A 25,122-nucleotide genomic window follows, 5' to 3' on the forward strand; every position below is an offset into this window, starting at 1 on the left:
GGGTTGAAGTTTCGACTTTCTTTTTCCCGCTGCCGCTAAAGCGTCAGGCGAGCCACGGTCCCCTCGTCGGACGTCCAACTGAGTGAGAATCGCCAATGATGGGCTTGGGCGATGCGTCGGACATACCAACGGCATCGCCTGCAGCGACCCAAACACAGGTTGATGGTCGCCAACGGATTGCGGAGCTGATGGATGATCATCGCGACGAGCTCACCCATCACGGCAAGCCGCTCGATCGCCGCATCGGCTTCCTTGCGCCGGCTGACATCGCGCAGCAGCGCCCTGTATCTGGGCTGTTCGCGGCTGCCGTAGGCACACACGCTGACCTTGCTCGGAAAAACGCTGCCGTCCTCGCGCCGGTGCCGGGTCTCCAGCAGGCGCGGGCGGTCGATCTCCAATCGCAAGCAGCTGAGCTCGTTGGTCCAGCCCGTTCCGCAAGCCCGCACGTCGCGGGCGATCGGTTTCTACCTCCTCGCAAGGCTCCACGACAACCCGACAGACACACGAACGTTCGAGGCCGACTTCGTTCTGGCGCGCGCCCGTGACGGGCTGGTGCCGGAGATCGACGTCCACCCGCCGCAGGAGTATGCCCAAGGGCATCTGGTGGGTGCACTGAACGTCCCGCTTGAACAGTTGGAGAGCCGGCTCGGCGAGCTGCCCAAAGATCGCGTGGTGGTCGCCTACTGCCGGGGTCCCTGGTGCGTCCCCTTTTTCGAAGCCGTGGCGCGCCTGCGCGAAGCGGGGTTTCAGGCGAGGCGACTGCATGACGGTCTGCCCGAGTGGCGACGGGCCGGATTGCCGGTCGACGCGGCCTGAGAGCCCATCGGGGTCATCGCCGACGGCATGCCGGCGGCGATGACGATCCCCGTCGAGACCGGGTACTTAGAATTCCGGAAACCTTCATGCCAAGGGCGTAGGTTGTGCCGAGCCGTGCGAGGCACAACCAACCGTAGGCGCAAGTTGTGCTTCCTATCGTCAGCACAACCTACGGGTATGGACGTTTGCAGAAATCGCCTTACGACAGACGCGGTGTGGCGGCCGCCCGTCTGCCCCCGAAGCGTGCCCCGACGGACCACGCGGGCGCTGCCGCGGCGAAGCGGCGGGCCAACCAGAAGTCGACACTCAGATAGCGCCCGGCGCCGATGAAGAAGAGCGCGAGCAGCATGATGAAGTAGGTCGTTGCGAACTCGATACCGTTGTTCAGGATGACCAGGCTGCCGTTCTCGGTGAGCCAGCTGTAATTGCCGTGCTCGCGCAGAATGTCCTTGGCACGGTCGAGCCGCTCGATGGCGCCGATCGTGCGGTCGCTCGCAAAGAGTGACCCGGTCCCCTCGGCGATGGCGAGCCAGCCGTTCTGCCAATGCACGGTCACGGCGGCGACGACCATGGTGACCATCAGCGGGAGCGAGATCCAACGCACGCCCAGACCGACGACCAGCAGGATTGCACCCAGGACCTCGGTGCCGGCGGCGAGGAAGGCCAGGAGCGCCGGGAACGGCAGACCCAGACCCCAGTCGGGGTTGCCGAACCATTGCACGGTGCTCTCGAAGTCGGCGAACTTCTTGGTCCCGGCCATCCAGACGACGGGGGCCAAGTAGAGTCGCAGGGCCAGCGGGGCCAGGAAATCCAGTGCACGGGTGGTGTCGAGCAAGCCTTGGAATCGGCGGGCGAGCCTGATCATGGGTCGTTCCTCATCGTATTGCGGTGGGTCGGGGTGTCGGGCAAGCCGCGGCACAGATTCAACGTCGGCGTGCCGCAATGACAATCTCGTGCCAGTTGAGGATGGCGATCGGGTAGGCGCGCGCCTCGGCGCCCAGATTCAGGCCGAGGATCCGGTCGTCGGGTGCCGGGAAATCGGCCTGCGCGGCGGGGATGAATCCGGGATCCGTCAGGGCCGGAATACCGTCGCGCGGCGGCCCGCCGGCGTGGATCTCCTCGGCCGAGATCGGACTGCCGCGCAGATCGAAGGCGTTGGCGGCCATAACCGCTCCGGTTGCTGCGATCAGCAGGAGTGCGAGCGGAATTCGCAGCGGTTTCGCGTGAACAGACAGCATGAGGGGTTTACCTCGCAGGGTTGCCGGGGCTTTTCGAAGGTACTCGGGGGGTATGACCCGACTCCGGGTCGGTCTCTTTCGCGCCTCGGCGGGAGGAGCGCATCTGCGGGGGCCGTGCGTCGGGCAGATGCGACGAATCGTGACGGGAAGCGCGGCGGGTACGGGCGTCGTCACGACTCGTTACAACGCTTCGTTCAATCGAGTCCGGACGAATCCGAATAAAGCTCTATTTTTCAGGGTGATAGAGACTGGCACGAGAAATGGCAGTGTTTCGGCGACTCCACCTCATCGCCGGGACATCGCCATGAACACCGCCCTCGCCGACACCACACCCCTTGCGACCACACCCGAGACGCCCGGCTTCGCAGAACTGGTACAAGCCTACGGCCGCGATCTGCACCGCTATGCCTATAGACTCTCGGGCAACCTCCATACCGCCGAGGACTTGGTTCAGGACACGCTGCTGCGGGCTTGGCGCTCGCTGGACAAGCTGCAGGACCGCGACGCCGTGAAGGGCTGGCTCTTCACGATCGTGCGGCGCGAAAACGCCCGCCGCTTCCAGCGCGTCCAAGGACAGGTCTCGGACATCCCGACCGAGGAGCTCCCCGACAGCCAGGTGACCTACGACACCTCCACCGAGGCCTTCGTCCTGCGTCGCGCCATCCGCGAGCTCCCCGTCGAGTATCGCGAGCCGCTCGTCCTGCAGGTGCTTCACGGCTTGTCGCAGCAGGAGATCGCGGATCGACTCGGCCTGACCTCGGCCGGCGTGGGAACGCGCCTGTTTCGGGCGCGGCAGAAGCTGCGCGCGTGCCTGGGGGAACGGGTATGAGCGTTGCCGATGCCTTCTCCCGCCGGCCGTCGATGCGGTCTTGATCAAGCCGGTATCGATACGATTCTCGTTGGGCCTCTTGGGAACCGCCTGCCGAGCGGCAGCGGACGTCGTAGCCGAAATCAGGCACACTCGGGATCCGGCGATACAGCCGCCTTCATCGGAGCACTCACCATGCAGATACGCGGACTCTTCAGCCTCGCATTGATGTTGATCGCAACGGCTTCTTGGACACTCGCCGGCGATGGACCGAGCAATGGACTGGTGGCGACAACCAGCCCGCACGGGGTCGCCGAGACGACGGATCGTGCCGCAGCGGCCATCGCCGAGCGCGGTCTCGGTGTCTTCGCCCGCATCGACCATGCGGCCGGGGCCACCAAGGCGGGTCTGGAACTGCCGCCGACCGAGCTGCTGATCTTCGGCAACCCGACGGCAGGCACGCGACTCATGCACTGCAACGCAACCGTTGCGATCGATCTGCCGCTGAAGCTGCTGATCTGGGAAGGGACCGACGGTGTGACGCAGGTGGCGTACAACGCGCCCGCCTGGCTCGATACCAGGCACGGCCTCGGCGAGTGCGCGGCGGTCTTGGGAAACATCGACAAGGTGCTGGCCGAGATCGCCGCGGCGGCCGTCAAGTAGATCCCGACGCGGGCAATCGCGGGCAGCGGTGGTCGCGCCGGCACCCGAACACGCCCTCCTCTGTCGCAACGACCTCGGACAGCCGGCTGAAAGAACGCCTGCGATCGCGCGGTCTTCATCCGTATGACGATTCAAACCGGAGCTTCTTGACGGCATGACTCCAGAACCCTACCCCGTTCATGGCGCCGGTCTCGGTCTGCGGCGCTCCTTTCTGGGCGCCTTGGCGGAGCGCCCTCCGCAGGCGGTCGATTTCTACGAGATCGCCCCCGAGAACTGGATCGGCATGGGCGGCGTGAACGCGCGTCGCCTGCGCGCACTGACCGAGCGTCATCCCTTCGTCTGTCACGGGCTTTCGCTCTCGATCGGCGCGCCGACCCCGCTCGACCCGCACTTCGTGCGGCAGATCAAGGCGTTCCTGGACGAGCACGGGATCCGCGCCTATACGGAGCACTTGAGCTACTGCTCCGACGACGGCCATCTTTACGACCTCCTGCCCATCCCCTTCACCGAGGAGGCCGTGCGGCATGTCGCCGGGCGCGTTCGTCAGGTGCAGGAGATCCTGGAGCGGCGCATCGCCCTGGAGAACGTCTCCTACTACGGCGCGCCGGGACAGGCGATGTCCGAGATCGACTTCATCAACGCCGTGCTGGCCGAGGCCGACTGCGACCTGCTGCTCGACGTGAACAACATCCATGTCAACGCCATCAACCACGGCTATGACCCGCGCGCCTTCCTGGCCGCCCTGCCGGGGGAGCGCATCCGCTACGGCCACATCGCCGGGCATTATGTTGAGGCCGAGGATCTGCGGGTCGACACCCACGGCGCGGACGTCATCGACCCGGTGTGGGAGCTGCTGGGTCTGGCCTACGCGCGCTTCGGGGTCTTCCCCACGCTCTTGGAGCGTGACTTCAATATCCCGCCGCTGGATGAGCTGGTTCGGGAGGTCGATCGGATCAAACAGGTCCAACAGGCCCATGCGGCGCGATCGGTGCGGAGCCCGGCCCATGCGTGAGCAATCCGATCCCAACCAACCGGATTTCATCCAACGCCAGCGCGCGTTCGCCGCGCATCTGCGCGATCCGACGCAGGTCCCCGGCCCGGAGGATGTCGAGGATCGCCGGATGGCGATCTATCGTGAGCTGGTGTTCAACAACGTCTCGGCCTTGCTCGCGGGCAATTTCCCGGTGATTCACCGGATTCTGCCCGACGCGCACTGGAACGGCCTGATCCGGGACTTCTTTGTCCGTCATCGCGCCAAAACGCCGCTCTTCCTGGAGCTGGGACAGGAGTTTCTCGACTTCCTGCAGACGGCTCGCACGGGCGATCCTCGTGATCCGCCCTTCCTCCTGGAGCTGGCACACTACGAATGGGTCGAGCTGGCGCTGCAGATCAACGACGCCGAGCCGGACCGCACCAGCATTGATCCGACCGGCGACCTGATCGACGGTCGCCCGGTGGTCTCGCCGCTGGCCTGGAATCTCAGCTATCGCTTCCCGGTCCATCGCATCGGGCCGGACTGCCAACCGGATGCACCGCCGGGCGAGCTGACCCATCTGGTGGTCTATCGTACGCCGGACGACGACATCGCCTTTCTCGAGATCAACGCCGTGACGCAGCGACTGTTGATCTTGCTGGAAGCGGAGACCCCGCAGACCGGGCGCGAGGTGCTCCTCCGGATCGCAGCGGAGCTCGGCCATCCGAATCCGGATCAGGTCATCGCCTTCGGAGCCGGATTGATGGAGGATCTGCGCACCCGGGGGGTCTTGCTCGGGACAAGCCTCTGAGCGACGCGCCAGCACCTGTGCGATGGCGAGTGGCTGGCGATCGCGCATCTGTCCATTCCTTCGCAGCTGTCGCATCCTTCGCGTCTTAAACCGCGCCGACTCCAGCGGTCGTCAAGTCTGCCGGGACCGATCCCATCCAAAAACATCGCGTGCCGCCCCTGGCGCGGTTTAATGTTCAACGGCCATCCTCGACATGACTCTCGCAGAGCGCTTCTCCAGCCTCGGCTTTCAGCTCACCGCCGGCTTCCTCGGTCTGGTCCTGCTCTTTGCCGGTGCGGGTCTCTATGCCGTCGGCGCCTTTCAACGCCAATTGGCCTACGACGCCCTGGTCGAGATCGCCGGACGGCTCGAGCTGACCGCCGAGCAAATCCACGCCCAGGGGATGAACTACAAGCAGAACGCCCCGCGCGACTATCCCACCTACTACCGCGATGTCCGACTCTACTATCGTGATCTGACCACCCACGTCGCGACCTTCGATCAGGTCGTCGATGCCTTTATGAAGGGCGACTTCAGCTACGAGGTGCCGACCCCGTTGCCCTGGATGATGCCGCGCCTGGGCAGCGGAGTGACACTCGCCATCCGGGACCTGGAGCAGGCCTGGGAGGGCTGGCGTGGCGCGCTCTTCGAGGCGATCGGCGAGGACACCGAGGAGCCGCGTCTGGAATGGGCGGCCGAGCACGTCATCGCCGAGCATGCCGTCCTCGGCGACGCCACCGCGACGCTGACCCGGGCCCTGCGCGACTGGACCGCAAGCGAGTATCGGAAGGTGGTCCAAGGCGCGCTCGGCGTGGCCATCGTCGTGGTGCTGATCGTGGCCGGCTTATTGCTGATGCTGCGCTATCGGGTGCTTGCGCCGCTGCGGCGCACCATCAGCGGCTTCCATCGCGTCGCCGACGGCGATTTCGGGCATCGCCTCCCGGTGGAGGGCAGCACCGAGATCCGGGAGCTGACCGGCAGCTTCAATCGCCTGTCGGTCCGACTCGATCTGCTGCATCAGCTCATTCGCCGGCTACAGCAAGGCAGCGATCTCGACGAGCTGGTGGGGTTCTTGAGCAGCGAGTTTCGGGATCTACTCGGATTCGACTGGATCGGCGTGGTCTTCATCGACGCTGCGCGCGCCAACGCGCATGTCGAGACCGGTTGGCTGGACGGCAGCCCCCAGCCGAGCGATCGGCGGCTTTACCGGTTGCAGGGCACACTGCTCGAGTCCGCGCTGGCCGACGCCGCGCCGATCCATGTCGCCGATGCGGCTACCCAGGTGCGCCAGAATCCGGCGTACGAGTTTCTCGCTCACCTAGTCGCCGTCGGCATGCGCGACGCGATCTTCCTGCCCCTGACCGTGCAGACGCAAACGCCCGTCCCGGCGGTGGTGGTCTTCGCGACCCGTCGCCCCGAAGGCTTCGATGCCGCCCGACGGCGTCTCTTGGCCAACATCGCACAGCTCCTGACGCAAGCGTTCGGGCGCACCGCCCGCTTCGCCGAGCAAGGCCGCCTGGCCGCCATCGGGGAGTTCGCCTCGGGCATCGCCCACGAGCTGCGCACCCCGCTCACGACGGTGTCCATGGCGCTGGAGTCGCTCGCCGGACTCGCGCTGGAGGAGCGCGCGCAGCGGCGCATCGCCCTGGGCTCGGGCGAGGCCGAGCGGATGCGGCGTCTGCTCGAAGAGATGCTCCTCTATGCCAAACCTCTGAGCCTGAACCTGCACGCGATCGATGTCGTCTCGACACTCGCCGACTTCGTCGCGGGCTATGCGGACGGCGATCGGCAACACCCGATCCGCATCGCGTCGATACCGACAACGGCGCACATCCTCGCCGACCACGATCGCCTGCGACAGATCTTCGTCAACCTGACCGACAACGCTTGTCAGGCCGCGCCCGAGGGCACGCCGGTCACCTGGCGCATCGAGGAGCAGGTGTCGGAGCAGCGCATCCTGATGCGCGTGCACAATGGCGGCGAGCCGATCCCGGCGCATTTGCTCGCGCGTCTGACCGAGCCTTTCTTCAGTACCAAGGCCAACGGGACCGGACTGGGCCTCGCCATCGTGCGGCGTCTGGTCGAGCAGCACGGCGGGGAGATGCGCATCGCCTCGGATCACGCAACGGGTACCGAGGTCCGCCTGACGTTTCCGACCTTGACACGGGATTGAGCGCAATTCTCGATGCGGCAACAGGCCGAGACGACGGCGCACCAGGAGTGCTTTGCTCCCGTCTGAAAGACCGCCGGGTTCTGGTCGGCGGTCTCCATCTGGATTGCCCGCTCGGGAAGATCGGTTGCCTGCCAGCTGCACGCAGGAGGCGGCGAGATCAAGACGCGCCGGGGTCAGGCCCGATCCGACACGCTCCCCGAGGAATGAAATCCCTAGCCATTCCGATCGTAAAATAAAAGTTAATCGGCCATAACGATCTTTCGAACCTAGCCAAACGAAACGATTAGCCATATCCGTTGGCCGTCCGTATTCACGATCGGCACTCGACGAACGCCCAAGATCGACCGACGTCAGACACTCAAGCCACGAGCAAGGAAGAAGACAAACCCGTCGATGTCGAGGATCCCTCGATCCGCTCCAACCCGATCATGACCGATGCCGACATGGCCATGAAGATGGACCCGGCATATCGGGAGATCTCCGAGCGGTTTCACAAGGACCCCGACGCCTTGTCGGATGCCTTTGCGCATGCCTGGTTCAAGCTGACGCATCGCAATCTGGGACCGAAGACGCGCTACATCGGCCCCGATGTTCCGCAGGAGGACCTGATCTGGCAGGATCCGGTTCCCGCAGGTCGGACCGATTACGACGTCGACGCGGTGAAGACCAAGATCGCGTCCAGCGCTCTGAGCGTCGGCAACATGGTTGCCACGGCATGGGACAGCGCCCGCACCTTCCGCGGCTCGGATAAGCGCGGCGGCGCCAATGGCGCGCGCATTCGTTTGGCCCCGCAGAAGGACTGGGAGGGCAACGAGCCAGGGCGTCTGGCCAAAGTGCTTGGCGTGCTCGAGCCCATCGCGGCCGAGACCGGCGCCAGCATGGCCGATGTCGTCGTCCTTGCCGGCAATATCGGTATCGAGCAGGCGGCCAAGGCAGCCGGTTTCAACATCGGCATTCCCTTTACCCCGGGTCGCGGCGATGCCACCGATGAGATGACGGACGCCGAGTCGTTCGACGTGCTGGAGCCCGTCCATGACGGCTATCGCAACTGGCTCAAGAAGGACTATGTCGTCAGTGCCGAGGAGTTGATGCTCGACCGCACGCAGCTCATGGGGCTGACGGCACATGAGATGACGGCGCTGGTCGGCGGCATGCGCGTGTTGGGCACCAATTATGGCGGCACCAAGCACGGAGTCTTCACCGATCGCGCGGGAGGCGATCGGCAAGCGTGAAGATCGGGCGAACGCCTAGAGGTGATTAGCCGGTCCCCGTCTTCAGCACGTCTTGCAGCTTTCCACCGGTAGCCCTTGGCGCACCCAGCCGGGACCGGCTCGACTACCCGCCATGCCTTCCGGCACATGCGAGACGTTTTTGAACCCCAGCTTTTCGAGTGCGCCTCGGGTGTAACCGGTCCGATTTCCGGTTCGGCAAATCAGCACGATGGGGGCATTTAGATCACCCTCGACGGCCTTCAGGACGTCTTGCACGAAGGTCGGCGCGGTCATGTCGATCGTGAGCGCGCCGGTCGCAACGCCGGTCTGTCGCCATTCGGCAGGGGTTCGGATATCGATGAAGGTAATCTCCCCGGCGCGGGCCTTCTCCAGCGCTTCGGTGGCAGACAGGGTCGAGTCGGCTTGCGCCACGCAGCCCAACAGGGAGAGCGCGGCAAGGACGACAATGGTGTGGTGGCGGACGGATCGAAGAATGGACATGGTGACAGGCTCCTTTTTGAACTGCTCGCTTGGGATTGGCGTGGAACATCGGGTCGCGCGGCATCAATCCAAGGCACGCGTGCGCGCCGTCTTCGGGAGGCAGAGCTCCGCGGACCGAAAGCTCATCCGGGCTCGGACCGGCGGGTCCGTTGACGAGGGCATCGACCGCCGCCAACTCAGTGTCAACGGCGTCGATGCGCTCCGACCGACAGGTGATCTTCTGATGAACACCCCCATGCACACCCTAGATATGCCACCCCCATCATCCCCGGCATTGACCGACGTCAATGCCGACGAGACGCAGCGCGTAGTGGTTGAGACGACGTCCATGACCTGGGAGCCCAGCCCGAGCGGCACCGTGTGGCGCAAGCCGCTGTATCGACAGGGTGGCGAGTCCGGGCCCGTGACCAGCCTGGTGCGCTATGCACCGGGCGGGGCCTTCCCGGAGCATACCCACCCGCAGGGCGAGGAGATTCTGGTGCTGGACGGCGAATTCGCCGACGAGCATGGCCGCTATCCTGAAGGGACCTGGATCCGCAGTCCGCACATGAGCCAGCACACCCCCTTTTCGGATGCGGGGTGTCTGATCTACGTGCGCGTCGGCGGGCTATGACACGGGCCGATCGGGCGTACGCGCGAGCTCAGCTGCGGGACGTCAAGGCGCGTGCGTGGTAGGCCAGATGCTCCCCGATAAAGGCGGCGATGAGGTGATAGCTGTGGTCGTAGTCGGGCTGCAGCCGCAGGATCAGCGGGATGCCGCGTTCTTTGCAGGCTTGCGACAGGGCCTCGGGGATGAGCGGCAGCGCGCGTTCCACCAAGGCCGGCAGCTCCAGATTCACGTAGTCGAACATCCGATAATGCGCGGCCCAGGGCTCACGCGCGGCGTTGATGTAGTAGCCCGCGCCCTGCCCCAGATCGTATATTGGCGTCTCCCCCCTCGCGGGAGGGGGTTAGGGGGAGGAGGTCTAGACGGCAACCTGCTGGTCCCGAAGAATAGCGGAAGAGGTCGACTGCAAGTCGACGCTCCCGCGGAGTCGGGGTTAGAGCGCCAGCTCCAGCACCTGTCGCGAGCGTGCGAGATCGACATCCTGCCGCTCGCCGAGCGAGGTCATGCCGTGACGCTCGAGCTGATCGACCAGCGGCGCGATCGCATCGGCGCCGATCCCGTAGCCCGAAAGGCGTGTCGGGACCTGGAGCGACTCGAAGAAGTCGCGGGTGCGCTCGATGGCCGCATCGATGCGCGCGTCCTCGTCGCCGTCACGCAGACCCCAGACCCGTTCGGCGTATTGCAAGAGCTTCCCGCGCTTGTCGAACCGTCTGACCTGCAACATCGCCGGCAGGACGACGGCCAGGGTCTGGGCATGATCCAGCCCGTGCAGCGCGGTGATCTCGTGGCCGACCATGTGGGTTGCCCAATCCTGCGGCACGCCGGCACCGATGAGTCCGTTCAGCGCCAGGGTCGCGGTCCACATGAGGTTGGCGCGCACCGCGTAGTTCTCGGGCTCGGATAGTGCTTTGGGACCTTCCTCGATCAGGGTCAGCAGCAGCCCTTCGGCGAAGCGGTCCTGAACCTTGGCATCGGCCGGATAGGTCAGATACTGCTCGGCGACGTGCACGAAGGCATCGACCACGCCGTTGGCGACCTGCCGCGGCGGGAGCGTATAGGTCTTGGTCGGGTCCAGCACCGAGAAACGCGGGAAGACCAGCGGATGGATAAAGGCGAGCTTGTCGTGCGTGGCGCGCCGCGTAACGACCGAGCCGGCGTTCATCTCCGAGCCGGTCGCCGGCAGTGTCAGCACGCTGCCGAAGGGAATCGCGGAGTTGATCGGCGCCTGCTTGGCGAGGATATCCCAAGGCTCGCCCTCAAAAGGGATGGCCGCGGCGATGAACTTGGTCCCGTCGATCACCGAACCGCCGCCGACGGCGAGCAGAAAGTCGATCTTCTCGCGGCGGGCGAGCTCGACCGCCTGCATCAGGGTCTCGTAGGTCGGGTTCGGCTCGATGCCGCCGAATTCCAAATAGTCCGTTGCGCCCAGTGCCGCCTTGACCTCGGCCAAGGTGCCCGTCTTCACGACGCTGCCCCCGCCGTAGGTGATCAGCACGCGGGCGCCGCTCGGGATCTCCGGGCCGATCGCCGCGATTTGACCTTCACCGAAGAGGATTCGGGTGGGATTGTGGAAGACAAAGTTCTGCATGCGTAGGCTCCGTTGTGAGGCGTGCTCGTCGCTCAGGCCAGACGCCCGGCACTATAGTCACGCACCGCTTGTTGAATCTCTTGCATCGTGTTCATGACGAAAGGGCCCTGTTGCACGATCGGCTCGCGCAGAGGGTTTCCCGCAACCAAAAGGACCCTCGCGCCGCCCGATGTCTCAGCCGCTGTCTCCAGGCACACACCGTCGGCGTCCGCATCGTTGGCGAGGATCGCCATGCGCTGCGACGGAACCGACTGCCCGGCGATTCCAACCGCTCCGCGATACACATAGATGAAGGCATTCTGCTCGATCGGAAGCACTTGCTCGAATCGCGTACCCGCCGGCAGATGCAGATCCAGAAACAGCGGCGCCGTCGTCTCGCGCGTCACCGCGCCGATCGCGCCGTGGGTCAGCCCGGCGATCACCGTCACCGCCACGCCCGCCTCGGTTTTGAAGCGCGGCAGCTCGTTCGCGGTGAAATTACGATACCAGGGCGGAATCATCTTCTCGCGCGCCGGCAGGTTGAGCCAAAGCTGGAAGCCTTCCATCCGCCCTTCGGCCTGTTGCGGGATCTCGGAATGGACCAGACCGCTGCCCGCGGTCATCCACTGAACGCCGCCGGTCTCGATCAGACCTTCGTGCCCCGCACTGTCGCGATGCAGCATGCGACCGGCGATCATATAGGTCACGGTCTCGAAGCCGCGGTGCGGGTGATCCGGAAAGCCGGCGATATAGTCGTCCGGATCGTCGCTGCCGAAGGCATCGAGCATCAGGAAGGGATCGAGCCGCTCCTGCAACGGCTGGGTCAGCACCCGGATCAGGCTCACACCGGCGCCGTCGGTGGTCGCTTGACCGACGACCAGCCGCTCGATGGTGCGGGACTGCCGCACGGAATCGGTTTGAAAAATGGTTTCTGTCATCTGGATCACTCCTATCGGCTAACGCTGATCGACATGCTCGAAGCGGCGCCGGGCGGTGCGCCCGGAAATCTTTGGCCCGGATGACCGTTCCGGACCATCCTTCAGCGTTGATCGGTCGGGTTTGACCCGCCGAATCCGGGTCCGGATACTGCGGTAAAACCCTCTTCCACGGATCGCTCCACAGCGGTCCGCCCATTCGCTGGTATCGCCCGCAATCATGGCCGCTCGAAAACAACGCTCTCGGAAAATCTTGTTGCGCCGGATCGGGCTCGTGCTGGCGGGAATGATGGCGCTGTCGATCCTACTGGTCTTGATCCTGCGCTGGGTCGACCCACCGACCTCCGCCTTCATGATTCGACGCTGGGTCGCCGCCCATTTCGAGCCCGGCGAGCCGCCGTACATCTATCACGAGTGGGTCAACTGGGACGCCATCCCGGGGGCCGTGAAGCTCGCCGTCATCGCCGCAGAGGACCAGCGCTTCCCCGGCCACCGCGGCTTCGACACCATCGAGATCGAACGCGCGTGGACACGCTATCGAGCCGGCGAGCGGCTACGCGGGGCGAGCACCATCAGCCAGCAGACGGCGAAAAACCTCTTCCTCTGGTCCGGCCGGGACCCGATTCGCAAGGGACTGGAGGTCTGGTTCACCCTCCTGATCGAGACGCTTTGGCCCAAGGAGCGGATCCTCGAGGTCTATCTCAACATCGCCCAGCTCAGCCCGAACACCTTCGGCGTCGGGGCCGCAAGCTGGCGCTATTTCGACCGCCCGGTGATGGCGCTGAGCACCTCGGATGCCGCCCTGATCGCCGCCGTGCTGCCGAATCCAAACATCTATCGACTCGAAACACCCTCCGCGACCGTCAAGCGCCGCGCCACCTGGATCCAGCGTCAGATGGCGCAGCTTGGCGGCGTGTCCTATCTCAACAAGCTCTGATCGCGCACACCGCGTAGGTTGTGCTGACGATAGGAAGCACAACGCTCGACGGTTCACTTGGGGGCGTACGTCGTGCCGACCTACCGATTCAAGTACCCCAGCTGATCCACTCCGAAAGGTGTCGGGATCAGGCCGAGCCGCGCAAAGCTGTCGTTCTCGAAGCAGACGTTCCCCTCCATCAACATCTTGATCTGATCGCGCGAGATGGGAAACCAGGGATAGCGGTCGAGCAGACTCGCGGCCGCCTTGATCGCCATGGCCGGGGCCGGCAGCATCAACTTCGTCTTGCCGGACGCCGCAGCGATGGTGGCCAGGATCGCCTTCCAGCTCAAACGTTGGGGTCCGCACAAGCTGTAGGTCTGGGACTCGGTGCGCGACTCGTTCACGGCCAGCACGAAGGCCGCGGCGACGTCGTCGATATGGACCGGGGCCAGCTCGAAACCACCGGCATTCTTGGGGATCAGCCCACTGTAAAACAGCGGCGCCGGCATCGGGCTGTCGATGATGTCCTTCTTGAGCTGGGAGCAAAACTCCATCCGACCGTCCGGATCACCGAAGATGACCGAGGGGCGGAAGATGGTCCAGCGCAGCCCGGATGCCTTGAGCGCCGCCTCGGCAAACGCCTTGCTGCGTTGATACGGTGTGCCCGCGACGTGGACCCCGTTGGCGCTCATCAGAATGAACCGAGCCACGCCTTGTCGTTTCGCCGCCGCGATGGTGTCCTCGACACCGACCCGCTGCAGCGCATCGAAGGTAATGCCTTGGCTCGGAAACTCGCGCAGGATGCCGATCAGATAGATCACGGCATCCGAACCCTCCAAGCAGCGATCGAGCGCGACCGGATCGGCCACGTCGCCCGGGACGATATCGCAATGCTCCGACTGCGCAACCTTCTGCTCGCTGCCCGACCGGACCAGAAGCCGGGGCCGATGACCGGCGGCGATCAAGTGCCGAGAGATGTTGGTGCCGACAAAACCGGTACCGCCGATGATGGCGATCTTCATAGGAGCCTCCTTTCGCGTTGATGGGGTGTGGCGGACGACGTGCCGTCATCCGGCCTAGATCGAGAATATCGGGGCGAACCGAACCGCGACGAGTCCCTTCCGAAGGTGCGTACCTTGTCCAGGATCGCAAGGCACGCTGTCCAGGTCTTGCAAAACTTTCGCCCAGCCTGAACCTGCCTGGTACATCGCAATCCGTTTCATAAGGGCTCGAAATGTCGAAAACCTACTTGATCGTCGGCGGCACGTCCGGCATCGGCGCCGCGCTGCTCGGGAAGCTTCTCGAGCGCGGCCATCGTGTGATTCAACTCTCGCGTCACCCGGAAGCGGCGCCGGATCTCCCGGCGGTCACCAGTCTGCACTGGGACGTCCGAACGAACGACTTCCCCGCCGATGCGTTGCCGACGACACTCGACGGTCTCGTCTATTGTCCCGGCACCATCCGGCTGCGCCCCTTTGAGCGGCTTGCCGAGAAGGAGTGGATGGAAGATCTCGAGATCAATCTGCTCGGTGCGGTGCGGGCCCTACAGGGTGCAATGAAGGCGCTGAAGGCGGCAGAGTCCGCCGGCATCGTGCTGTTCAGCACAGTCGCCGTCGGCACCGGGCTGCCGTTTCACGCCTCGATCGCGAGCGCCAAGGGCGCGGTGGAAGGACTGACGCGTTCGCTCGCTGCCGAGCTCGCCCCGCGGATCCGGGTCAACGCCGTCGCGCCGACCCTGACGACGACACCGCTCGCCGAGCGACTGCTCGGAAACGAGTCAAAGCGCTCCGCGGCGGCCGAACGGCATCCCTTGCGAACGATCGGAGAGCCCGAAGATGTCGCGGGTGCGGCACTGTGGCTGCTGGAAGACGCCCGGATGACGACAGGACAAGTGATTCGAGTCGATGCCGGGTTGGCCACCTTAAGAACAAACTGATCACGTCCGAAGCGGGTCGGCGAACGAACCGCTTCTGGGTGTTGCCATCTCTATTTTTGCGTGGGCGATCGCCGCGCTTGTCCGGAATCAACCTCCGATGGCGTGTGTTGCGGTGCTCAAGGCGCCGTGGGGAGGCGTGCGGGGGAGAATCACTTGACGGCGAATCCGCCGCAGGTTGCGGCGGGCGAGTCCGAAGACCTCGTCGATGGCTTCCTTCGCCGTCTTGCGGGCGTCCCGGACGACGATCTGGCGCCCGTGGGCGATCTTGGCAGAGAGCTCACAGCGGACGCGGTGGCCGTGGAGCGGGTCGAATTCTTCTTGGATGGTGGCCCGTGCCTCGAGCTCTTCACCGGGGAAGCGTGCCGCGAGCTTGGCCACTTCCGTCTCGATATGACGGCGGATATCTCCGTCCAAGGCGAGGGTATCCCCGCCGATTTTGATCAGCATACTCTTCGAATCTCCGAAGACCCTGGCCAAGCGGACAACTGAGGTTGCCTCGTTCGGTCGGGGTCGGTCTGTGGGGGCGAGCGGTGCGGAAGGACGTGTGTCGGATATGACTCCGAATCGGAGGGGACACAAGGCGATGCTTTCGCTCAAGGCGGATCATGGCGTTCGGCGCGCTGAAAAGCAAGGCAATGGAGCAGCGCAAACGCGATGGGCATCCCAGAGCCGCACGTCAAACCATCACCACCATCCCCGCAGAATTTCCGACCAGATTCTGTCGAACTTTTTGACCGCGGACGCCTCGAATCTCGCGAGTCTCTTCGGAGGCTTTCTGACTCCTTGTCGTGTTCCCCGCCTCTGGCGGGGTTTTTTTATCCGTCGGAACAACCGACGGCTACAGGTTCGCCTGCTGGCCAACGGCAATTTGCGCCAAGACTGCACACATCCTGCTGCACTTACCGATCAGCGACGTAAAGAAGACCCGGTTGTACCCAGAGGTTTTCGGCGAAGGTCGAGAAAAAGGCCGGCTCGAACCGGTTCTTAACCAGCGCACCCGGCGCTGCGGTGCGCTGACGCCGACGCACCTCGACAGGACCCATGCCCTCGACAGTACACAGCTCGGAACGCTCGGCGAGGCGCTGTTGGATTTTGGCTCGGTCGCCGATTTGGACGCCTGGCTACGGGAGCACTGAGCGTGCGGTGATTCGGCACTCCGGTTATCGCGGTCACGCATCGCCCGGCGCATCTAAGCCGATTGGCAGGCGAAGTATGCTCACAGCCTCCACTGCCTGGAGAGCTTTGTCGATACCAGCCTGTATCGCGGTATCTGTTATCGGGCCGCCAACTGGCAGTTTGTCGGTGAGAGCACGGGGCGCAGCCGTAATGACCGCCGCCATCGCCTGTGCGTCCCGACGAAGGCGATCTACCTCTATCCCTTGAGCCCGGATGGCCGCCGCCGGTTGTGCGATGACACCTGAGCAGGCACAGGCGATCGACGTCGCTGGCGAGCAGACCGTGGTCGAGCGCCTGTGCGCGCTCGCTGCGCAAGTGCAGGCGGCTCGCCAAGAGATCGAGGCGCTGCAGCGCAAGCTCGCGCAACGCTCGAAGGACTCCTCCGACTCTAGCAAACGGCCGTCTTCCGACGACATCACCAAGCCCAAGAAAGGCGCCAAACAGACCCCCGAAACACCGGGCAAGGCCAACGCCATCGGCGGACAACCCGGCCATCCCAAGCACTCCCGCGCGCCGTATCCGCCCGAGACCCTCTGCGACGTCCATGAGCACGCATCCGCGGCCTGCCCGCACTGCGCCGGCAAGGCGACCTTACCAGGAGCTCCTCGAGCGCATCCCGCTGGAGGCACGCCTGAACGTCGATGAGACCGGCCACAAGGACAACGGGGATCGCTTCTGGACCCAGGTCTTCAAGGCCGATCTCAATGTGCTGTTCCGCATCGATTAGTCACGCGGCTCGCAAGTCTTGATCAAGGTCTTGGGAGAGGAATTCGAGGGGACCTTGGGCTGTGATGACAGCTAAGACGACCGTTTCTCCATCTCGGGTTGCTTCGCCTCAAGCTCGCTTCCCGATACCTTGTGCTCGTTCGCTTGCGTTTGTGTCCCCTCGCGGGTTCGCTGCCCGGGTGCGACGATGACCCTGACCGCGCCTGGCCCGACTCTTGACCAGCGTGCCTCACCGGTGCTCTCCACAAGGAGATGACGGTCCTCTCAAGTTCCCGGGCGGGAGTTCCACCCGCTAGAACAGGCGGCCTTGCCAGGCCGCACCGTCCCTGGAATTTCTGGACTGTGGGCGATGGCGCAGCTGGAGCTCGCCACCGAGGAGAACCTGGTGTGGCTGCGCGCGCAAGGCTATCGCTACCCTCATGCTAAGCGCAAGCCCGTCGAGTACCGCACCCTGCCGGGGCCGCGCTTCCTCATTCGTCAGGCACACTCATCCCAACTCGGGATGCATCTCACGGAGACACGGAGCGCACGCAGGCAAGTTCTTGCTTTCTCCCTGCGCTCAGTCTCTCCGTGAGAGATTTCAGAAACCGATTGGTGCTGATGCCGGGTCCAGCGCACACAAGGCCCGGACGATCGCCGCATCCTCGGCGCGCTCGGCCACCTCGACCTGGGCAAAGCCCAGCCCACGGGCCTTCTCCGCAGTGCGTTCCGCCACGACCACCAAGGGTGTGGCGAGCAAGGGAGCACGGCCCTCGGGGCCGAGCATCTCCATCAGGTTCAGCATGATCTCGTCGCTGGTCACGGTGACCATCGCCACCCTGTCGGTCCAGCGCGACATAAGCGGTGCCGGATCGAACGCCGGACGCACGCGACGGTAGACCTCGGCAAAGCGCACCTCGGCCCCGCGCGCGCGCAAGGTATCGGCGAACAGGGTACGCCCGCCTTCGCCGCGGACGATCAGGACCCGACGGCCGCGCATGTCGGCCAGCTCGGGCATCGCGAGCAGGGTCTCGCTGTCGAAGCGCTGATCCGGGACCAGCTCCGGCGTGCGCCCGGCGTCGGTCAATGCCTGTGCGGTCGCTCGCCCGACGGCAGCGACCTTCACGACCCTCGGCCACGAACCGTCCGGCGCCAAGGCGAGCGCCTGCTCGACCGCGTTCGGGCTCACAAAATAGAGCATGTCCCAGGACTGCGCCAGCAGCGCCGATGCCTCGCGCGGATCGGCGGCCGGCGCGATTTCGATACTGGGCACGCGGACCGCGCGACCATTGGCCGCCTCGATCAAACGGCAGAGGCCATCCGCTTGGGCCGCGGGCCGGGTCACCAAGACGCCGCGCCCGCCGAGATCACAGGGCGCGGGCATCACAGCTCCTGCAGAGCACTCAGGATTTCGTCGGCGCCCTGCGCGAGCAGTTCGTCGGCAACCCGCGTTCCGATGGCCTCCCAGTCCTCGCGCGGGCCTTCGGATTCGGCGCGCAGGATCCGGGATCCGTCCGGCGTCCCGACCAATCCCTTGAGGACGAGTCGGTCGCCCTCGATCAGGGCGTGTCCGGCGATCGGGACCTGACAGCCGCCGTGCAGACGCGCGTTCATCGCCCGCTCGGCGAGCACCCGATCCGCAGTATCACGGTGATGCAGGGGCTCGATCAGATCATTGATGCGCGGGTCCGCGCTGCGACACTCGATCCCGATGGCGCCCTGCCCGATCGCCGGCAGACTGTCCTCGGGCGAGATTCGGCCGCGGATGCGCGTCTCGAAGCCAAGGCGCATGAGTCCCGCGGCGGCCAGGATGATGGCGTCGTATTCGCCGGCATCGAGCTTGGCGAGACGCGTGTTGACGTTGCCGCGCAAGGGCTCGATGCGCAGGTCCGGGCGCCGGTCGGCGAGCTGACACTGGCGACGCAGGCTCGAGGTACCGACACAGGCACCCTGCGGCAGGCCGTCGAGATCATCATAGCGGTTCGACACGAAGGCATCGCGCGGGTCCTCGCGATCCATGATCACTGACAGATGAAGGCCCTCGGGAAAGTCCACCGGGACATCCTTCATCGAATGCACGGCGATATCGGCCACGCCCTCCAACATCCCCTGCTCGAGCTCCTTCACGAAGAGACCCTTTCCGCCGACCTTCGCCAGCGGCGCATCGAGGATCTTGTCGCCCTTGGTGGTCATCCCGACGATCGCGATCTCGAGCCCCGGATGGAGCTCGGTCAGCAGCGCGGAGACATGCTCGGCCTGCCACATGGCCAAGGGCGATTTACGGGTGGCGATGCGGATGATGTTCGACATGGCAGATCCTAAAGGGGGGTCTCGATCGGAGACTGGGTCGGAAACAGGGACGTACGATCACGCCCGCGCGGACGAGACCACTGGACCACGAAGGCGGCTAAAGGGTGAGATTGTGTCACAGCCGACGCGGGGATTCGAACCGGCTAAACTGCGTCTCGCAGCGACAAGGCTGCTCAAACCCTTTTTCAAGGCTGCAGGCACCCACGAACGACGGAGCGGACGCAGTTCAAAAAATTGTTTTTAATATCCTAAACCGCGTCCCAGACAGATCATGATGGGTCTGCCGTCCGCCGCCACCAACTGAAGGATTTCGCCCCACTAAGGACGCGGTTTAGCTGGGGACGCGGAGGAACGGGGTTTCATCCGGCCTCCCTTCCGCATGCAGCCAGATCGGCCCGCTACTGTAGCCGGGATAGAGGGGGATGGCGATCAGCGCCGAGGATCGCGTGCCGAACCCGTCGGGCCGCTCGAACGTCATGGCGACGTTGGATCCCGCATCCGGGCGGCCCTGATCGGATGCCAGAAGGTCCCGCCAGGCTGTCCACTCGTCGGCATCGGGATCCGGGGTTTGCGCCGCGAGGAACTTCGGAAAATGCTCGGCGATGCGCGGGTCGGCGAGATCGTCGAGCTCGCCTGCACTCAACATGTGTAGACCGGCGGCGATCGGGTAGACGCGGATCTCGCCGTCGCCTCCGTGACGCAGCCAATAGGCCGAGCGCGGATCGGCCAGCACCAGATTGAAGGGCCGATAGGCCGCCGGATCGAGATCCGCCAGCGCCCCGGCGGCCTGGGAGGCTTCGGCATGGTCGAGTGCCTCCAAGACCAGCTCGCCTCGACTGCGCTTGCCGGGCAGTGGTCCGAGCGTCCCCCGATGGTTCATGACCGCGGCGACGAGGCCATGATCGTTAACTCCGAGCCAGCTCCCGCCGGACTCCAGGTCGAGCCCGGCGCGCACCTCCAAGCGGTCCGGCCAATGTCGGCCCGGCGGGCGGCTCGGTCGCGTGCGCATCTCGTCGCGATTGGCCGCGATCAAGACCGGCCAGGGATGACCCGGACGCCTCAGAATGACGAAGATACACATGAATTGAAACCCCTCGGGCAGGTTCGCCCTGCGATGCGCTGTGATGATGCTGGATTGGCATCACATCGAACCATGACAGGGCAAGACGCGTTTCCGATCGAATAAAGATCATCGGACCCTTACATTCGGATTCGGTCGGTCGCGGCTCAACCCGGTTGTTCTCGCTGGACCTTTGCGACCTTGGTCGAGACGGTCTTGAGTAAGAGCTCGAACGCCTTGCGCTGGGTCAGTTGATTCGCGCTCGTCGGCTCGCCGATCATCTCCAGGCGCGCCTGAAAGTAGGCGATATCGGCCTCGAGCCGCGCCAAGCGGATGCGACGACGCTTGCGATCGGTGAGGTCCGCCGCGGAGTATTGCGGTTCCATGTGAGCGCCGGCTCCGTCGGTCACGACTCGGGCGACGACACACCGCAAGATCGGCGATGATGCTCGCCCGGTCCTTGTCGCGCGACGTCGGTCGGCCTGAACCGGCTTGCCAAGCGCTTCGAGACTTGTGTTATAAACATCGGTTATCCATATATAAAATCAACCTAGAGAAACAACACCGAGCATGAGCGCAATCCTCGAGCTGTTTCGCAGTTCCGGTGCCCTTTACGGCGGCAATGCAGCCTTTATTGAAGACCTCTATGAACGTTATTTAAAGGACCCGGAGAGCGTCGATTTAGCTTGGCGAGAGCGCTTCCATGTCATGCACAAGGAGGCGGCCAACGAGGTCGCGCACGGGCCGGTACGCGAGAACTTTCTGCGGCTCGCTCAAGAGAGCCGTACCCGTGCACGCACACGCTCCACCGAGCGGCTCGAGCCCGCCGCCGCGGAAAAACAGGCCGCGGTGCTCTCCCTGATCAACGGCTACCGCTACCGCGGCCATCAGGTCGCCAACCTCGACCCGATCAAGCTGCGCGACACGCCGAAGATCGCGGACCTGGATCCGGCCTTCCACAACCTGGAGCCGGACGACATGGACCAGGTCTTCCATACAGGCTCGCTCTACGCGCCGGATCGCATGCCACTGCGCGACATCATCGCGATGGTCGAGCAGATCTACTGCGGCCGGGTCGGCTCGGAGTACATGCATATCACCGATACCCAGGAAAAACGCTGGATTCAGAAGCGGCTCGAGGGGTATCGCGCGACACCCGAGCTCGACACCGCCGATCGGCGTTGGCTCTTGACCCTGCTGACCGCCGCCGAGGGCTTCGAGAAATATCTCCACCAACGCTATGTCGGTCAAAAGCGTTTCTCGCTCGAAGGCAGCGACGCCCTCATCCCGCTGCTGGACGAGCTGATCCAGCGCGCCGGACGCAAGGGCCAGAAGGAGCTGGTCATCGGCATGGCCCACCGCGGGCGCCTCAGCGTGCTGACCAACATCTTCGGCAAGCCGCCTCAGGACATCTTCGACGAGTTCGAGGGCCGGGTCCAGATGGACTGGCGCCAGATGGCCGGCGACGTGAAGTATCACATGGGCTTCGCGACCGACATCGATACCCCCGCGGGGATCGTCCATCTGGTGTTGGGATTCAACCCCTCGCATCTCGAGATCATCAACCCGGTCATCGAGGGCTCGGTGCGCGCACGCCAGCGGAGGCGCCACGACCGCAGCGGCGATCAAGTCCTGCCGGTGCTCATCCACGGCGACGCGGCCTTTGCCGGCCAGGGCGTGGTCATGGAGACGCTGCAGCTCTCCCAGACCCGCAGCTACGCCACCGGCGGCACCGTCCACATCGTCATCAACAACCAGATCGGCTTTACGACCAGCAACCCGCTCGACACCCGCTCCACGCTCTACTGCACCGATGTCGCCAAGATGGTGCAGGCGCCGGTCTTTCATGTGAACGGTGACGATCCGGAGTCGGTCATCTTCGTCACACGGATGGCGCTGGACTTCCGCAACCAGTTCCACAAAGACGTCATCATCGACTTGGTCTGTTACCGGCGTCTCGGCCACAACGAGGCCGACGAGCCAGCGGTGACCCAGCCGATGATGTACAAGAAGATCCGCCGCCATCCGACCCCGCGGGCCGTCTATGCCGATCGCCTCCTCGCCGACGGCCTCGTCGCCAAGGAGGAGGCCGATGCCATGGTTGCGGATTATCGCGACTCCATCGAGCAAGGCGTCGTGGTCGCGCGTCCGGTCCTGTGCGGGCTGGATCACGCCTACCGCGTCGATTGGGGCTTCTGCCGCAACACGGACTGGAATCAAAGCATCGACACGGGCGTCCCGGTCGAGAAGCTCCGCGAGCTCAGCGATTCCATGCTGCGGGTCCCCGAGGGCTTCGAGCTTCACCCACGGGTCGAGAAGCTGTGGGAAGAGCGGCGCAAGATGGCCCAGGGCGATCAGCTCCTGAACTGGGGCTTCGCGGAGAATCTCGCCTACGCCACCCTCCTCGACGCGGGTACCCCGGTGCGCCTGTCCGGACAGGATGCCGGTCGCGGGACCTTTTTCCATCGTCATGCCAAGATCCACGACCAAGTGACCGGCAACGCCTACACCCCGTTGCAGCACATCGGCGAGCATCAGGGCGCCTTCATCGCGATCGACTCGCTCCTGTCCGAGGAGGCGGTGCTGGCCTACGAATACGGTTTCGCGACCGCGGAGCCGAACGCGCTGACGCTCTGGGAAGCCCAGTTCGGGGACTTCGCCAACGGCGCCCAGGTGGTGATCGATCAGTTCATCACCTCCGCCGGAACCAAGTGGGGTCTGTGCTGCGGGCTCGTGATGCTGCTCCCGCACGGACTCGAGGGCCAGGGCGCCGAGCACTCCTCCGCCCGTCTGGAGCGCTTTCTGCAGCTCTGCGCCGAGCACAACATCCAAGTTTGCGTGCCGACCACGCCGGGCCAGATGTATCACCTGCTGCGCCGCCAGATCGTCCGCGACTACCGCAAACCGCTCATCGTCATGACCCCAAAGAGCCTGCTGCGCCATCGTCTCGCGGTCTCCGCGCTCGATGAGCTGACCAGCGGTCATTTCCAGACGGTCATCCCGGAGACCGACCCGATCGACCCCGCGCAGACCGAGCGCGTGGTCTTCTGCTGCGGTAAGGTCTATTTCGATTTGCTCGAAGCGCGGCGTGCGCGCGGCTTGACGAATGTCGCCATCATCCGCATCGAGCAGCTTTATCCCTTCCCCAAGGAGCACTTCGACCGCGCGCTCGAGGCCTACGACACCACCGAAGAGATCATCTGGTGCCAGGAAGAGCCGCAGAACCAAGGCGCTTGGGACCAGATCAAACATCGCTTCCACAACCTGATGCAGGACGGAAAGCGGCCCTATTATGTCGGCCGTCCATCCTCCGCGGCACCGGCCGTCGGCCACCGCGCCGCCCATGTCGAGCAGCAGGAGCGGTTGATCGACGAGGCCCTGACCGGGCATTTCAACCCCAGCATGAATAAAAGGATCCCGCCACAATGAGCAGCGAAGTCCGCGTCCCCGCCCTCCCCGAGTCGGTTGCCGACGCCACGGTCGCAACCTGGCACAAACGCCCGGGCGATCCGGTCAAGCGCGAGGAGAACCTGGTCGATCTGGAAACCGACAAGGTCGTGCTCGAGGTCCCTTCGCCGATCGACGGCATCCTCCGCGAGATCATGGCCAACGAGGGCGATCTGGTTCAGTCCGATGCCGTGCTGGCGTTGATCGAAGCGAGCGACGCCGGGGCGACGCCGCCGGCGCGCACGGCATCTCCGCCGCCTGCCAAGGCCGCTCCAGCCAAGGCCGCGTCGCCGAGCCCGGCGGCGAAGAGCGCACCTGCCGGCGCCGAGCCTCAGGTCGCACCCGCCGCACGGCGTTTGGTCAAAGAGTTGAATCTCGACCCCCACGCGATCCCCGGCACGGGCCGCGACGGGCGCATCCACAAGGCCGACGTCATCGCCTATCTGGACGAACGCGAGCAGGCCGCGCCGGCCAAGGACCCCGAGCTGACCCCCGCGGCGCCCGCGCCAAGCCCGAGCCTCACTGGCGAGGCCGGCCGCCCCGAGCAGCGGGTGCCCATGACCCGCCTGCGTGCCCGCGTCGCCGAGCGTCTGGTCCAGGCCCAGCAGAACGCGGCCATGTTGACCACCTTCAACGAGGTCGATCTCAAGGCCGTTCTCGCGCTGCGCAGCCGTTACAAAGACCAGTTCGAGAAGACCCACGGGGTGCGGCTCGGCTTCATGTCCTTCTTCGTGAAGGCTGCGGTGGAGGCACTGCAACGCTTCCCGGTGATCAACGCCTCGGTCGACGGCGACGACATCATCTATCACGGTTATTACGACATCGGCATCGCGGTCAGCTCCCCGCGCGGTCTGGTCGTCCCCATCCTGCGCAACTGCGATCAGCTCGGCATGGCCGATGTGGAGCAGGGCATCGTCGCCTTCGGAGAAAAGGCGCAGAACGGAAGCCTCAGCTACGAGGAGCTCACGGGCGGTACCTTCTCGATCACCAACGGCGGGGTCTTCGGCTCGCTGCTCTCTACGCCCATCCTCAACCCGCCGCAGAGCGCCATCCTGGGGATGCACAAGATCCAGGAGCGCCCGATCGTCGAGAACGGCGAGATCAAGATCGCACCCATGATGTATCTGGCCCTGACCTACGACCACCGGATCATCGACGGACGCGAGGCGGTGCAGTTCCTGGTCAGCATCAAGGAGACCCTGGAGGATCCGGCCCGGTTGCTCCTGAGGATCTAAACCGCGCCCAGCGCGCCATGCGATGTTTTTGGATGGGATCGGCCCTGGCAGA

At 64.8% G+C, this 25,122-nt stretch carries 26 protein-coding genes and 2 pseudogenes; 15 read left to right on the plus strand and 13 right to left on the minus strand.

Translation table 11 applies throughout. The features are described 5' to 3' along the window. Window positions 1-35 precede the first annotated feature (35 nt). Window positions 36-404 (minus strand): hypothetical protein, encoded by a 369-nt coding sequence (locus AADX97_RS00585; protein WP_374232843.1) that lies wholly within the window; start codon window positions 402-404, stop codon window positions 36-38. A 13-nt stretch (window positions 405-417) separates the two neighbouring features. Here AADX97_RS00585 and AADX97_RS00590 point away from each other — a divergent pair, with 13 nt between their 5' ends. Further along, complete coding sequence (locus AADX97_RS00590; protein WP_374232842.1) at window positions 418-816, plus strand: rhodanese-like domain-containing protein; 399 nt, start codon at window positions 418-420, stop codon at window positions 814-816. 199 nt (window positions 817-1,015) lie between these two features. Here AADX97_RS00590 and AADX97_RS00595 read toward each other — a convergent pair whose 3' ends face one another. Continuing rightward, on the minus strand, window positions 1,016-1,681 hold the full coding sequence (locus AADX97_RS00595) for a DoxX family protein (RefSeq protein ID WP_374232841.1): 666 nt from the start codon (window positions 1,679-1,681) through the stop codon (window positions 1,016-1,018). 58 nt (window positions 1,682-1,739) lie between these two features. Further along, complete coding sequence (locus AADX97_RS00600; RefSeq protein WP_374232840.1) at window positions 1,740-2,054, minus strand: DUF3179 domain-containing (seleno)protein; 315 nt, start codon at window positions 2,052-2,054, stop codon at window positions 1,740-1,742. 304 nt (window positions 2,055-2,358) lie between these two features. Between AADX97_RS00600 and AADX97_RS00605 the strand changes: the two genes are divergently transcribed. The 6 genes and pseudogenes from AADX97_RS00605 to AADX97_RS00630 form a co-directional block, all read left to right on the plus strand. Further along, a complete protein-coding gene (locus AADX97_RS00605; RefSeq protein ID WP_374232839.1) occupies window positions 2,359-2,883 on the plus strand; it encodes a sigma-70 family RNA polymerase sigma factor in 525 nt (174 codons plus the stop codon). Window positions 2,884-3,057: 174 nt separating this feature from the next. Next, window positions 3,058-3,525 (plus strand): DUF302 domain-containing protein, encoded by a 468-nt coding sequence (locus tag AADX97_RS00610; RefSeq protein WP_374232838.1) that lies wholly within the window; start codon window positions 3,058-3,060, stop codon window positions 3,523-3,525. A gap of 154 nt (window positions 3,526-3,679) precedes the next feature. Further along, on the plus strand, window positions 3,680-4,537 hold the full coding sequence (locus tag AADX97_RS00615) for a DUF692 domain-containing protein (protein ID WP_374232837.1): 858 nt from the start codon (window positions 3,680-3,682) through the stop codon (window positions 4,535-4,537). Then, entirely contained in the window at window positions 4,530-5,309 is a 780-nt protein-coding gene (locus tag AADX97_RS00620; protein ID WP_374232836.1) for a DUF2063 domain-containing protein, read from the plus strand. Before AADX97_RS00615 ends, AADX97_RS00620 begins: the two co-directional genes overlap by 8 nt. 193 nt (window positions 5,310-5,502) lie before the next feature. Then, complete coding sequence (locus tag AADX97_RS00625) at window positions 5,503-7,461, plus strand: ATP-binding protein (protein ID WP_374232834.1); 1,959 nt, start codon at window positions 5,503-5,505, stop codon at window positions 7,459-7,461. A gap of 371 nt (window positions 7,462-7,832) precedes the next feature. Beyond that, window positions 7,833-8,675: pseudogene (locus tag AADX97_RS00630) on the plus strand (peroxidase family protein); the annotation flags it as partial. 60 nt (window positions 8,676-8,735) lie between these two features. Here AADX97_RS00630 and AADX97_RS00635 read toward each other — a convergent pair. Then, window positions 8,736-9,173 carry a rhodanese-like domain-containing protein gene (locus tag AADX97_RS00635; RefSeq protein ID WP_374232833.1) on the minus strand — a complete coding sequence of 146 codons (438 nt, stop codon included), beginning with the start codon at window positions 9,171-9,173 and terminating at the stop codon, window positions 8,736-8,738. 223 nt (window positions 9,174-9,396) lie between these two features. On the opposite strand from AADX97_RS00635, the gene AADX97_RS00640 reads away from it, so the two are divergent. Further along, on the plus strand, window positions 9,397-9,786 hold the full coding sequence (locus AADX97_RS00640) for a cupin domain-containing protein (protein ID WP_374232832.1): 390 nt from the start codon (window positions 9,397-9,399) through the stop codon (window positions 9,784-9,786). 28 nt (window positions 9,787-9,814) lie between these two features. Here the strand turns inward: AADX97_RS00640 and AADX97_RS00645 are convergent. The 3 genes and pseudogenes from AADX97_RS00645 to AADX97_RS00655 all read right to left on the minus strand — a co-directional run. Next, window positions 9,815-10,108: pseudogene (locus tag AADX97_RS00645) on the minus strand (S-formylglutathione hydrolase); the annotation flags it as partial. 105 nt (window positions 10,109-10,213) lie between these two features. Beyond that, window positions 10,214-11,368, minus strand: coding sequence for an alcohol dehydrogenase (gene yqhD, locus AADX97_RS00650; RefSeq protein WP_374232831.1), 1,155 nt, complete (start codon window positions 11,366-11,368; stop codon window positions 10,214-10,216). 32 nt (window positions 11,369-11,400) lie between these two features. Next, a complete protein-coding gene (locus AADX97_RS00655; RefSeq protein WP_374232830.1) occupies window positions 11,401-12,285 on the minus strand; it encodes a pirin family protein in 885 nt (294 codons plus the stop codon). A gap of 217 nt (window positions 12,286-12,502) precedes the next feature. On the opposite strand from AADX97_RS00655, the gene mtgA reads away from it, so the two are divergent. Beyond that, window positions 12,503-13,219: a monofunctional biosynthetic peptidoglycan transglycosylase gene (mtgA, locus tag AADX97_RS00660; RefSeq protein WP_374232829.1), complete on the plus strand. Its 717-nt coding sequence runs from the start codon at window positions 12,503-12,505 to the stop codon at window positions 13,217-13,219. A gap of 80 nt (window positions 13,220-13,299) precedes the next feature. Here mtgA and AADX97_RS00665 read toward each other — a convergent pair whose 3' ends face one another. After that, window positions 13,300-14,223 carry an SDR family oxidoreductase gene (locus AADX97_RS00665; protein ID WP_374232828.1) on the minus strand — a complete coding sequence of 308 codons (924 nt, stop codon included), beginning with the start codon at window positions 14,221-14,223 and terminating at the stop codon, window positions 13,300-13,302. A 212-nt stretch (window positions 14,224-14,435) separates the two neighbouring features. Between AADX97_RS00665 and AADX97_RS00670 the strand changes: the two genes are divergently transcribed. Beyond that, window positions 14,436-15,137 carry an SDR family NAD(P)-dependent oxidoreductase gene (locus AADX97_RS00670; RefSeq protein ID WP_374232827.1) on the plus strand — a complete coding sequence of 234 codons (702 nt, stop codon included), beginning with the start codon at window positions 14,436-14,438 and terminating at the stop codon, window positions 15,135-15,137. Between the two features lie 87 nt (window positions 15,138-15,224). Here AADX97_RS00670 and AADX97_RS00675 read toward each other — a convergent pair whose 3' ends face one another. Next, the gene (locus AADX97_RS00675; protein ID WP_374232826.1) at window positions 15,225-15,584 is read right to left on the minus strand and encodes an HPF/RaiA family ribosome-associated protein; all 360 of its coding nucleotides are present in this window, start codon (window positions 15,582-15,584) and stop codon (window positions 15,225-15,227) included. Between the two features lie 341 nt (window positions 15,585-15,925). Here AADX97_RS00675 and AADX97_RS00680 point away from each other — a divergent pair, with 341 nt between their 5' ends. The 3 genes from AADX97_RS00680 to AADX97_RS00690 all read left to right on the plus strand — a co-directional run bounded on the left by AADX97_RS00680 (window position 15,926) and on the right by AADX97_RS00690 (window position 17,613). Next, window positions 15,926-16,273, plus strand: a complete 348-nt coding sequence (locus AADX97_RS00680; protein ID WP_374232825.1) for a DUF4351 domain-containing protein — start codon at window positions 15,926-15,928, stop codon at window positions 16,271-16,273. Window positions 16,274-16,547: 274 nt separating this feature from the next. Next, on the plus strand, window positions 16,548-16,958 hold the full coding sequence (locus tag AADX97_RS00685) for a DUF6444 domain-containing protein (RefSeq protein ID WP_374232824.1): 411 nt from the start codon (window positions 16,548-16,550) through the stop codon (window positions 16,956-16,958). A gap of 430 nt (window positions 16,959-17,388) precedes the next feature. Continuing rightward, the gene (locus AADX97_RS00690; RefSeq protein ID WP_374232823.1) at window positions 17,389-17,613 is read left to right on the plus strand and encodes a hypothetical protein; all 225 of its coding nucleotides are present in this window, start codon (window positions 17,389-17,391) and stop codon (window positions 17,611-17,613) included. Between the two features lie 6 nt (window positions 17,614-17,619). Here AADX97_RS00690 and AADX97_RS00695 read toward each other — a convergent pair whose 3' ends face one another. The 4 genes from AADX97_RS00695 to AADX97_RS00710 form a co-directional block, all read right to left on the minus strand. Beyond that, window positions 17,620-18,402, minus strand: a complete 783-nt coding sequence (locus AADX97_RS00695) for a uroporphyrinogen-III synthase (protein ID WP_374232822.1) — start codon at window positions 18,400-18,402, stop codon at window positions 17,620-17,622. Beyond that, a complete protein-coding gene (gene hemC / locus AADX97_RS00700; RefSeq protein WP_374232821.1) occupies window positions 18,402-19,328 on the minus strand; it encodes a hydroxymethylbilane synthase in 927 nt (308 codons plus the stop codon). The genes AADX97_RS00695 and hemC overlap by 1 nt, the downstream gene beginning before the upstream one ends. Before the next feature lie 331 nt (window positions 19,329-19,659). Next, complete coding sequence (locus AADX97_RS00705) at window positions 19,660-20,409, minus strand: NRDE family protein (protein ID WP_374232820.1); 750 nt, start codon at window positions 20,407-20,409, stop codon at window positions 19,660-19,662. A 146-nt stretch (window positions 20,410-20,555) separates the two neighbouring features. Continuing rightward, a complete protein-coding gene (locus AADX97_RS00710; protein ID WP_374232819.1) occupies window positions 20,556-20,774 on the minus strand; it encodes a hypothetical protein in 219 nt (72 codons plus the stop codon). Between the two features lie 184 nt (window positions 20,775-20,958). Between AADX97_RS00710 and AADX97_RS00715 the strand changes: the two genes are divergently transcribed. Both AADX97_RS00715 and odhB read left to right on the plus strand, forming a co-directional pair. Then, window positions 20,959-23,817: a 2-oxoglutarate dehydrogenase E1 component gene (locus tag AADX97_RS00715; protein ID WP_374232818.1), complete on the plus strand. Its 2,859-nt coding sequence runs from the start codon at window positions 20,959-20,961 to the stop codon at window positions 23,815-23,817. Then, window positions 23,814-25,070 (plus strand): 2-oxoglutarate dehydrogenase complex dihydrolipoyllysine-residue succinyltransferase, encoded by a 1,257-nt coding sequence (odhB, locus tag AADX97_RS00720; RefSeq protein ID WP_374232817.1) that lies wholly within the window; start codon window positions 23,814-23,816, stop codon window positions 25,068-25,070. Before AADX97_RS00715 ends, odhB begins: the two co-directional genes overlap by 4 nt. The last annotated feature ends 52 nt before the right edge of the window (window positions 25,071-25,122 follow it).

The organism is Thiocapsa sp. C2-2m, from assembly GCF_041903745.1.
In the GTDB taxonomy this organism is placed as follows: domain Bacteria; phylum Pseudomonadota; class Gammaproteobacteria; order Chromatiales; family Chromatiaceae; genus Thiocapsa; species Thiocapsa roseilacustris.

Excerpts from the sequence above, each read along its gene's own strand:
- AADX97_RS00710 (WP_374232819.1), bottom strand. The coding sequence starts at position 20,774 with ATGGAACCGCAATACTCCGCGGCGGACCTCACCGATCGCAAGCGTCGT.
- AADX97_RS00595 (WP_374232841.1), bottom strand. The coding sequence starts at position 1,681 with ATGATCAGGCTCGCCCGCCGATTCCAAGGCTTGCTCGACACCACCCGT.
- AADX97_RS00625 (WP_374232834.1), top strand. The coding sequence starts at position 5,503 with ATGACTCTCGCAGAGCGCTTCTCCAGCCTCGGCTTTCAGCTCACCGCC.
- AADX97_RS00705 (WP_374232820.1), bottom strand. The coding sequence starts at position 20,409 with ATGTGTATCTTCGTCATTCTGAGGCGTCCGGGTCATCCCTGGCCGGTC.
- AADX97_RS00685 (WP_374232824.1), top strand. The coding sequence starts at position 16,548 with ATGACACCTGAGCAGGCACAGGCGATCGACGTCGCTGGCGAGCAGACC.
- AADX97_RS00605 (WP_374232839.1), top strand. The coding sequence starts at position 2,359 with ATGAACACCGCCCTCGCCGACACCACACCCCTTGCGACCACACCCGAG.
- hemC (WP_374232821.1), bottom strand. The coding sequence starts at position 19,328 with ATGTCGAACATCATCCGCATCGCCACCCGTAAATCGCCCTTGGCCATG.
- AADX97_RS00635 (WP_374232833.1), bottom strand. The coding sequence starts at position 9,173 with ATGTCCATTCTTCGATCCGTCCGCCACCACACCATTGTCGTCCTTGCC.
- AADX97_RS00615 (WP_374232837.1), top strand. The coding sequence starts at position 3,680 with ATGACTCCAGAACCCTACCCCGTTCATGGCGCCGGTCTCGGTCTGCGG.
- mtgA (WP_374232829.1), top strand. The coding sequence starts at position 12,503 with ATGGCCGCTCGAAAACAACGCTCTCGGAAAATCTTGTTGCGCCGGATC.
- odhB (WP_374232817.1), top strand. The coding sequence starts at position 23,814 with ATGAGCAGCGAAGTCCGCGTCCCCGCCCTCCCCGAGTCGGTTGCCGAC.
- AADX97_RS00695 (WP_374232822.1), bottom strand. The coding sequence starts at position 18,402 with ATGCCCGCGCCCTGTGATCTCGGCGGGCGCGGCGTCTTGGTGACCCGG.
- yqhD (WP_374232831.1), bottom strand. The coding sequence starts at position 11,368 with ATGCAGAACTTTGTCTTCCACAATCCCACCCGAATCCTCTTCGGTGAA.
- AADX97_RS00690 (WP_374232823.1), top strand. The coding sequence starts at position 17,389 with ATGGCGCAGCTGGAGCTCGCCACCGAGGAGAACCTGGTGTGGCTGCGC.
- AADX97_RS00640 (WP_374232832.1), top strand. The coding sequence starts at position 9,397 with ATGAACACCCCCATGCACACCCTAGATATGCCACCCCCATCATCCCCG.
- AADX97_RS00620 (WP_374232836.1), top strand. The coding sequence starts at position 4,530 with ATGCGTGAGCAATCCGATCCCAACCAACCGGATTTCATCCAACGCCAG.
- AADX97_RS00675 (WP_374232826.1), bottom strand. The coding sequence starts at position 15,584 with ATGCTGATCAAAATCGGCGGGGATACCCTCGCCTTGGACGGAGATATC.
- AADX97_RS00715 (WP_374232818.1), top strand. The coding sequence starts at position 20,959 with ATGAGCGCAATCCTCGAGCTGTTTCGCAGTTCCGGTGCCCTTTACGGC.
- AADX97_RS00655 (WP_374232830.1), bottom strand. The coding sequence starts at position 12,285 with ATGACAGAAACCATTTTTCAAACCGATTCCGTGCGGCAGTCCCGCACC.
- AADX97_RS00670 (WP_374232827.1), top strand. The coding sequence starts at position 14,436 with ATGTCGAAAACCTACTTGATCGTCGGCGGCACGTCCGGCATCGGCGCC.
- AADX97_RS00610 (WP_374232838.1), top strand. The coding sequence starts at position 3,058 with ATGCAGATACGCGGACTCTTCAGCCTCGCATTGATGTTGATCGCAACG.
- AADX97_RS00665 (WP_374232828.1), bottom strand. The coding sequence starts at position 14,223 with ATGAAGATCGCCATCATCGGCGGTACCGGTTTTGTCGGCACCAACATC.
- AADX97_RS00600 (WP_374232840.1), bottom strand. The coding sequence starts at position 2,054 with ATGCTGTCTGTTCACGCGAAACCGCTGCGAATTCCGCTCGCACTCCTG.